Annotated in this window: 6 protein-coding genes and 2 pseudogenes; 4 read left to right on the top strand and 4 right to left on the bottom strand. The window is 40.8% G+C overall.

Annotated features, from left to right (window positions below; translation table 11 throughout):
- The 3 genes and pseudogenes from L655_RS1000000128445 to L655_RS0100785 form a co-directional block, all read left to right on the top strand.
- A pseudogene (locus L655_RS1000000128445) lies at positions 1 to 81 on the top strand (YaiI/YqxD family protein); the annotation flags it as partial.
- A gap of 1 nt (position 82) precedes the next feature.
- Positions 83 to 646 (top strand): hypothetical protein, encoded by a 564-nt coding sequence (locus tag L655_RS0100790; RefSeq protein WP_024603766.1) that lies wholly within the window; start codon positions 83 to 85, stop codon positions 644 to 646.
- Between the two features lie 19 nt (positions 647 to 665).
- Positions 666 to 1,058, top strand: a complete 393-nt coding sequence (locus L655_RS0100785; protein WP_024596052.1) for an ACT domain-containing protein — start codon at positions 666 to 668, stop codon at positions 1,056 to 1,058.
- A 182-nt stretch (positions 1,059 to 1,240) separates the two neighbouring features.
- Here L655_RS0100785 and L655_RS0100780 read toward each other — a convergent pair whose 3' ends face one another.
- The 4 genes from L655_RS0100780 to L655_RS0100765 form a co-directional block, all read right to left on the bottom strand.
- Positions 1,241 to 1,897, bottom strand: a complete 657-nt coding sequence (locus tag L655_RS0100780; protein ID WP_024596051.1) for a class I SAM-dependent methyltransferase — start codon at positions 1,895 to 1,897, stop codon at positions 1,241 to 1,243.
- A 28-nt stretch (positions 1,898 to 1,925) separates the two neighbouring features.
- Positions 1,926 to 5,576, bottom strand: coding sequence for an SbcC/MukB-like Walker B domain-containing protein (locus L655_RS0100775; protein WP_024603765.1), 3,651 nt, complete (start codon positions 5,574 to 5,576; stop codon positions 1,926 to 1,928).
- Positions 5,573 to 6,820, bottom strand: a complete 1,248-nt coding sequence (locus tag L655_RS0100770; RefSeq protein ID WP_024603764.1) for an exonuclease SbcCD subunit D C-terminal domain-containing protein — start codon at positions 6,818 to 6,820, stop codon at positions 5,573 to 5,575. Before L655_RS0100770 ends, L655_RS0100775 begins: the two co-directional genes overlap by 4 nt.
- Before the next feature lie 78 nt (positions 6,821 to 6,898).
- Positions 6,899 to 7,135 carry a hypothetical protein gene (locus L655_RS0100765; protein ID WP_002959190.1) on the bottom strand — a complete coding sequence of 79 codons (237 nt, stop codon included), beginning with the start codon at positions 7,133 to 7,135 and terminating at the stop codon, positions 6,899 to 6,901.
- Positions 7,136 to 7,714: 579 nt separating this feature from the next.
- Here L655_RS0100765 and L655_RS0100760 point away from each other — a divergent pair.
- Positions 7,715 to 8,448: pseudogene (locus L655_RS0100760) on the top strand (aminopeptidase); the annotation flags it as partial.

The following is an 8,448-nucleotide window of genomic DNA, read 5'->3' as shown; positions in this document are numbered from 1 at the left end:
CCGCCGCCACTTAGTCAAACTGATCGCCAAAACTTTGCAAATAACCTCGACCGTATTTTAGCGCAAAACAAGGCTAACTAACTTGAATACCCAATTAGTTGGCTTAGGTGATACGCAATTTAGCGTGGCGGTATACGTAGCAAAAGCGCCGCCAATGCCTTTTTTTGAAACACTTGAATGCCTTGAGCCTGTTATAAATGAGCAAATAAATACCATAAACCAGCACTGTGGTAATGGTTGGCGCAAAGTGTTTAACGTATACGCCAAAGTGCTATTTTCCCTACCAAGTGAGCATTACTCATTTGCTAAACAAGCCCCTACTTGGCAGCATTATCGTGATGAGTTTTTACTACAAAAAAGTAGTAAAACCGCCCTGCTATTTAGCGCGCCTGACACTACTATTACTTGCGCAGATAAAGCTACTAGCAATCAAAATCAGCTACACATAATTGCTGGGCGTACGCACGCTAAAAACTTATTACAACAAGGTAAGTTGCATGCACAATTTGATTGGCTCGACGACGAGTTTGCAATAGACACCAGTAACAACATTATTGTGTGCCCGTATTTTGATTACAGGCAATTAAGTAATATAAAAATTGCGAGATTAAGCGAGCTAGTCGCGCAGCTAAAAGGCACTAAATAACACATTGTAAGGAACGACCATGGCCGGAATTTTAGAGTTAAACGAATTATTAAAATCAATGCAGCCTGTGCTTAAACAAGGTGAATACATATTTTGCTGTTTGGCAGGGAAATTGGCTGATTATGTTCACTTAGAGCCACTTGCCACTTACGTTGAAGAGGAAGGCCTAACCCTTATTTTAAAAGCTGAAACCGCCGATAAAGCAGGTATTACTTACGAGGGTAAATATAATTTAATTACTCTTAATGTACATTCAAGCTTAGAGGCCGTTGGGTTAACAGCTGCGGTATCTGCAAAGCTAACTGAGCATGGCATTAGCGCTAATGTGGTAGCTGCGTTTTATCACGACCATATTTTTGTACAAACAGACAAAGCACAAGCCGCGATGAAAGCGCTTGGAGAGATTGGTTAGGATTGCTGGCACAGTAATGATCTGAGTGATGTGGATATTAGAGCGTCGGGTGGCGCTTCACTTATCCGACCTACGCTTAGAGAAACTTCGGGGTGTAGAGAGGGTTATATAAAAACACCGAGTTTGTTCACTCGGTGTTTTTATTGGTGCTAAATAGCGGGTGCTTGTTTAGCTTGTGAAACTTAAACTACATATCCGCTAAAACCTAGGGCTTTAAAATACAGCTTCGGAATGCCAAATTTGCACTCATTTAGCAATTCGCTAAAGCGCATTCTATCAAGCGGGTAAAACTCATTTTCTAAGTCGTGCCCTGTTTGTGTTTTACCTGTTTCGGTTAAACCCAATTGCGCGCACGTTGTGAGCTGGGCTTCGCGCTCAAATGAAGTTTCGGGGCGCATTAAATCTGCAATAAAAAGGTTTGCGTCTTTTTTAAGACTTCCTTTAATTGCTTTTAATAACTCTTTTTTATCGCCGTTATCTTCTAAAAAATGCATTACTAATAAACATAAAACGGCATCGGCTTTAACCGATAACTTATCAACTGGGCCATTATGTACATCTACGCGGCTTGTTATGCCTTGTTCATCAAATTGCTGCTGTGCGATAGCAAGCATATCGGCTGATGTATCTTGCGCAGTAAATTGCCATGTAGGGTTTAGTGCAGCCAGTGCAAGTACTTCTTTGCCTGTGCCTGCCCCTACTACCAAAATATGCGCATTGTCGCTTAGCGTTGCTTGTAATTGCGCATTAGTGAGCTGATGTAATAATTCATAACCAGGCACTAAACGGGTTATGCGGCTATCGTATTGTGTTGCTTGCTCGCCTGTAAACGTTGGCATTGTATCTCCTTGTTTTCAGTAATGTTGCTTATAAAACTTCAACTGTGGAATATCCACCTGGCTTTTTGGCTACATGCACTTGAGTGGCTACACGCTCGCTCATTTGTGTTACGTGCGATATAACGCCTACTTTTCTGCCTTGTGCTTGCAAAGAATCCAAAGCGTCCATTGCAATGCTTAGGGTTTCGCTGTCTAACGTACCAAACCCTTCGTCAATAAACAAAGAATTGATTTGTACTTTGTTAGACGAAAGCGATGCTAAACCAAGTGCAAGCGCTAGCGATACTAAAAATGACTCACCGCCCGAGAGCGTATTAACAGAGCGTTGCTCGTCGGCCATGTCGCGGTCGATAATTGCAATGTCGAGCGTTTGCGCTATGGCGGTTAATTCGTAGCGTTTGTTGAGTGTTTTTAAGTGGCTGTTGGCATAGTGCAGTAATATTTTTAACGTTTGTGTTTGCGCTAAGTTACGCATGGTTTTACCCGTTGCATCGCCCAATACTTTATTAAGCAAGTGCCACTGCTCTACCTGTGTTTTAAGCGTAGTTAACTCGGCTTGTTTGCCTTCAAGCGCCTTTGCGTTTTGGTTGTGTTGCTCAATAGCGGTATTAGTTGCTAGTAATGAATTTTGCAGCTGCGTTTGTTGCTCATTTAAGCTACTTAATTGCGTACTTAAAGCCTCTGCACTTTGAGTTGGTTTATCGCTACTGTTGTGTTTTTCAAGCGTAAGTTGCTGCTGTTTTAATGCGGCATTTGCATCTGTTAACGCTTGAGTTAACTGCTCGTGTTGATTTAAATGTGCTTTAATAGTATCGCTACTGAGCGTTAGTAAAATTTTGACCTGTTCGTGCGTTACATCGCTGTATTGCGCTTTAAAGTCAGTAAACCACTGGTTATAACGTGCCTCAAGTGTTGCTAGTTCTTGGCTGTTTTCAAGTAAGCGTTGCTCCACATTTTTAAGCGTTATAGCGTGCTCATCTCGTTGTTTTATAGCGTCGTCATAGGCTTTTTGACTCGCTTGAACCTGCGATTGCATTTGCTCTTGCGCACTTGTAAGTTTTGCTTGGTAGTCGTCTGCGCTTATTTGCTCGTTATTAAATAAAGCTAAGCGCTCACTTTGCACAGTGCTTAGTAAATTTTTAGCTTTAACAAGCTCTTCATTAAGTGCTTTTAACGATTGCTCGCTTTTACTAACAAGCGGTGTGAGCTGCTTTATTTGCTCACTAGCTGTGTCTTGGCGCTTTTGGCTTTGCTCAAGTTGCGTTTGAGTTTGCTGATACTGCGAAACCTGCTCGTGCAGCTCGGTAAGTTCAAGCGTATTGGCTTGTAGTTGCTGCCAAAAATCACTGTTTTCAAATTGGCTATTAAGCGTTGTACCCAGCTCGTTAATTTGCGCGCTTAGTTCGCTATGCTTACTCGTTAACTGGTTTTGCTGGTGTGTAAGCTCAAGGTGTTTATTACTCAGTTGCTGCTTTACTTGCTGCTCTGCTTTAAGTGCTGCTTGTAGCTCATTTACTTTAGTTTGCAGTGTACGTTGACGTTTTTGTTGCTCAAAGTATTGCGCTTTTTGCTGCGTTAGTTGCTTATAAGTTACTTCAAGCTGATCAGGCGTTAAGTCGTTAAGCTCACTACGTGCGCCTAGCATGGTATTTCTAATGTCGAGCTGTTTGGTTTTTGCCGTTTGAATTACTTGCTCAAGTTGTCCGTTTTCAGCAGTTAATACAGCATGTTGAGTTTGATGCTTATGCAGCTCACTTTGTGCATGGTCAAATTGCTTTTTAGCGGCATTAAAAGCGTTTTCAAAATCGGTAATTAAGTTATTTAATTGCTGATTTTGGTTTACCGCATACGGATGCTCCGTTGCGCCGCACACTAAACAAGGCTCATTAGGGCGAAGCTCAGTGCGTAAATGCTCTACGTTTTCGCTGGCTCTTAAGCGCGCTTGGTTAAGTGCGTACTCGCTGCCTTTAAGTGCTTGCTCGCTGGTTATTAAATGCTGATTAAGTAAAACATGGACTTGCTGGCTTTCATTTAGCTGCTGATTGAGCACTTGCTGGCGTTGAGTGCTTTGTTTTAGGTCCGCATTAAATTGCTTATAGCGCTCTCGCTGCTCTTTTAAGTAATCAATACTTTTTAGCTGCGCGTCGCAGTGCTCTGCATTAAATTCATTAAGCTGAGTGTTTAAAACCTGCAAAGCTGACTGCTCGCTCGTAAGTAACGCCTCGCACTCCTGCACTTTATTACTTTGTGTATTTAAATGCTTGCTCTGACCTGCAAGCTCGGTATTAAGAGTTTGGCTTTGTGCAAGGTTTGCAGTTAATTGCTGTTGTGCATTTAAGTAGGTATTAAAGCTTTGCTGATAGTAGCTCCAGTCTTTTGCTAAAACGTGCAGCTGTGCATGCTCACTAAGCCATTGCTGGCTTTTAGTTGAGTCGGTATTAGCGAGTTCTAGCTCGTTATTGCTTTGTTTAAGCTGCTGCGTGAGCTCATCAAGTTGAGTTTGCTCTTTGGTTATTTGCGACTCTGCGCCTTTTACAGCTTGAGTTTGCAAAGCAATGCTGCTGTCGAGCTCTCTCGCTTTTGCTATAACGGGCGCTGCATTTTGTTTTTGCTCATTGGCGTTATTAAGTAGCTCAGTATGCTTAGCAAGCGCGGTGTTACGCTCGTTAATTACCGCTAAGTGATCAACACTTTTAAGTGATGTTATTTGCTGATCTAACGCCGTATTTTGATCGGTTAATTGAGTAAAACGGCTGCGGTTATCTTTTATTTCAAGCGCCTGCTTGGCTTGTTTTGCTTGCTCGCTTTGATCAACGATACTTTCAAGCGCTGAGCTTGCTTGTTGCTGGGTTTGCTGTGCCTGCAGTAAGCTTTGCTCAAGCACTGTAGCTTGCTGATACCAGTTAAGTGCTTTTTCGGTTTTGGTTAGCTCTTTTTTAGTGTGTTCGGTTTGCGCTTTTAAATCGGTTAACTTGGTTTGTTGTAACTCAAGTTCATCGGTCGTTAATAAGGTATAGCTTTCAAGGCCTGCTTTAAGCGCTTCAAGCTTTGCCACTTGCTCTTTATGGCGCTCAAAAATACGCACGCCAATACGGCTAAATTTATCGGTGCCTGTTAAACACTCTAAAAGCTGCGCTCGCTCATCGCCAGTGGCTTTTAAAAATGCAGCAAACTCATGTTGCGCTAAAAGTACGGCACGGGAGAACTGCTCAAAGTTAAGCCCTATTTTGCTCTCAACTTCTTTTATTGTGTGGCTTTTGTCAGCTATAAGGGTTTCGTCTGGCAGGGTTACTAATGTGTGCTCTGCTACTTTAAGTTTGCCAGTTACTTTTTTATGGGTCCGTGCAATTGTATAACGCGCACGGTAAAGCTGTTTATCTTGCCCTAAAAAGTCAACCTCGGCGTGGCCTTCCCATGTACCTCTGCGTAGTAGGTTTCGCGCATCATTAAGCTTAATGCTGTCGCCATTAAACTCAATTAAGTTACCTTTATCGCCGCGTAGCCTCGCTGTTTTTGTATAAAGGGCTAAACAAATCGCATCTAAAAAGGTACTTTTACCAGCGCCGGTATCGCCTGTTATTGCAAATAAGCCTGCATCTTTTAATGGGGCTTGAGTAAAGTCTATTTCAGCATCAACTATTGAAGCTAAATTATGAATACGAACTGCGGTTATTTTCATAGTTGCTCTTGCTCCGTAAGCTCGTTTATCACGTCACTTAAAAGTGCTTTTAGCTCATCGGGTACGCTTTGCCCTGCCATATCTTTATCGTTTGCAAATGCTTGTTCTAATAAGTTAAGCGGGTTGAGCATTTCAACTTCGCTTAAATCTTCAAATACGGTGTTGTCGTCATTTTGAGTCGATTGCTCACGTACACGTTCAATACCACAAAATTTAATATGCTTGCCTTCAAGTGCTTGTTCTATTTGTTCTCTAAAGGTGGTGTCGGTATCGCTTGATTTAAGCTTTACCCGTAAATAAGGCGCTATTGTATTTTGTGCGGTGTCGAGCGCTTTAATTTGCTCGCATAGTTCGCTTAATGGCACGCACTCCCCTTTTGGTAAAATAATTACATCGGCAGAGCGCGGAATGTAAAGGGGGTTTACAGTTGTACTAATATGTTGTTTTTCATCAATAATAAACTCAACAACATTTACTTGGTGCGTGTAGTTACGTTCTGAAAACGACATAGGTATAGGTGTGCCGCTGTAGCGAATAATATCGCTTTTAGCGACTTGTTGCGCTTTGTGTAAGTGCCCAAGGGCAACATAGTTGGCTTGTTTACCAAATACATTGGCTGAAATAGACTCCTCACCACCTATTACTAAGTTACGCTCAGAATCACTTGAGATATCCCCGCCTTTTGCGTGTAAATGCCCCATAACTATTAATGGTGAGTTTTGCTCGTTTATATTAGTAGCTTGCTCTAATGCAAGTTCATAAGCTTTTGCAACGCCTTGAGCATAACTAGGGCCGCTTTCGGTTTGGCTAAGTAAACTTACATCGCTTGCACGTAAAAATGGCATAGCGACGATTACAGCGCGTTTACCATTGGTATTTATGGTAATAACAGTTTCATCGTGTGTTGCGACATCAAAGCGCCCTACTACGTGCGTATCAAACTGTGCAAGTAATGGCTGAGCTGCCAAAATACGATTTGCAGAGTCGTGGTTACCCGCAATAATCACTACATGTAATAATGGGCATGCTTTTTTGGCGTCTTTAATAAATTGATAAAGCTGATTTTCGGCGCTAGCACTTGGAGTCGCTGTATGATAAATGTCGCCAGCAACTAGAAGTAAGTCTATTTGTTGTTCAACAAGAGTGGCTAATAACCATGTAAAAAAAGCTTGATGTTCAACACGGCGATCGTGTTCGTAAAATTGTTGGCCAAGGTGCCAATCTGAGGTGTGGAGGACTTTCATGTCGCGCTCTTAATAAAACCGTAAGAGCGCCAATATACCCAAGGCTGTTAAAGATGCAAGCCTAAGACATGCATTACGTTAGGTTAAACTGTACCAAGCTGAAAAAACAACCGGTAATGCTAAAAGAGCCATTAATAATGGAATTTTTAACGTTTTAGTTTGTTTTGCGTGTAGCGCCTTTAGTGCATTAGTTTCGTTGCACGCTGCTACTTTATCGATATAAAAATAACCCGAATCGAGATACTGCTTACAGTTATTCTCACTTGCTGGAATCGCAATTAGTTCTTGTTGTTTTTTTAGGATGTAAAAATCCATAAGCCCACCGCATTTCTTGCTAGTAATCGATATTAATTTGAGGATAAATGTGACGAATTTATTTGCCTCAAATAAAAAGGTTGGCGATTTTAAATATAAACAGCGCTAAAGATCAACCTAAAATTACACTATTTGTCATTTATCGTACAAATAGCGAATATTAATGAAGTTCGGCAATATTTGAGCCAATTATTTACTCGTTTCACTGTGTTTTTGTTCAGTAGAAAGGGCTTTTAGGCCATTTTACTTGTTGCGAATTAGTAATACTTATACGTAGGATTAATGGTTTACCTGGTAATGTCAAAGCAATACTTTTTTAGCAATATATATAAAATGAATGATATTTTTTTAAGTTCTGGGACTTTGTATTTAACCGATCAAAACCATTATTAAAACCCAATTTTGTAAACCCCCTTTACAGTTTTTATCTATTCGTATTTTGTTACAAAATAATTGTATTTTTCAATCTAAAAAACTAAGTGAACATCACCCTAAAAATACGGTACTTGGTCGCTAATTTATTGAAGCTAACTGGTATATTTGTCAAAGTACGCTCACAAAATTATATTAGGACTAACAATGAAAAAAATAAGTCTTACGCTAAGTGCTTTTGTATTGCCATTCGCAATATCGAGTGCAGCTATGGCGTCTTCGGTTGAGCAAACAAAAGGTTCTTTTGTTGATAAATTTCGTCAATTAGACGAAGCACTTCCTACACCCAATGTTTATCGTAGTGCCGCTGGCGAACCAGGTGAAAAATACTGGCAGCAACGTGTAAATTACGATATTGATGTGAAGCTAGATGAACAAAAGCACCGCATTACCGGTAGCCAAAGCATTGAATATAAAAATAACTCACCACATACGCTTAAATATTTATGGTTACAGTTAGATCAAAATATTTTTAAAAGTGACTCTATTGCCGAAACAACTAAAACATTTAAAAGCACTTTAGAAATCCTACCAGCTCAAAAGCCCGCTAAATTAAGTTTAGGTGAATTACGTCGTCAGCAATTTATGAGCGACAACGAACTGGGTTATACAATCAGTGGCGTAAAAGATGACGATGGTAAAGAGCTACGCGTAACTGTAGTTGATACCTTAATGCGCATCGATTTAAACGAGCCATTAAAACCAGGTAAAGAAGTCGAATTTAGCATGAACTTTGCCTTCAACATTGTTGAAGAAGATGCAGTGGGTGCACGTTCTGGTTACGAGCACTTTGAAGAAGACGGCAACGACATATTCTTAATTGCTCAGTGGTTTCCTCGTTTAGCGGCTTATACCGATTACGAAGCGTGGACAAACAAGCC

The sequence above is a fragment of the Pseudoalteromonas sp. TAE79 genome, from assembly GCF_000498015.1.
Taxonomy (GTDB): domain Bacteria; phylum Pseudomonadota; class Gammaproteobacteria; order Enterobacterales; family Alteromonadaceae; genus Pseudoalteromonas.
This window is presented reverse-complemented; position numbering and strand designations above follow the sequence as displayed.

What these genes read in the sequence shown, in the direction of transcription:
- L655_RS0100785 (WP_024596052.1), top strand. Translation starts at nt 666, where the DNA reads ATGGCCGGAATTTTAGAGTTAAACGAATTATTAAAATCAATGCAGCCT.
- L655_RS0100780 (WP_024596051.1), bottom strand. Translation starts at nt 1,897, where the DNA reads ATGCCAACGTTTACAGGCGAGCAAGCAACACAATACGATAGCCGCATA.
- L655_RS0100775 (WP_024603765.1), bottom strand. Translation starts at nt 5,576, where the DNA reads ATGAAAATAACCGCAGTTCGTATTCATAATTTAGCTTCAATAGTTGAT.
- L655_RS0100770 (WP_024603764.1), bottom strand. Translation starts at nt 6,820, where the DNA reads ATGAAAGTCCTCCACACCTCAGATTGGCACCTTGGCCAACAATTTTAC.
- L655_RS0100765 (WP_002959190.1), bottom strand. Translation starts at nt 7,135, where the DNA reads ATGGATTTTTACATCCTAAAAAAACAACAAGAACTAATTGCGATTCCA.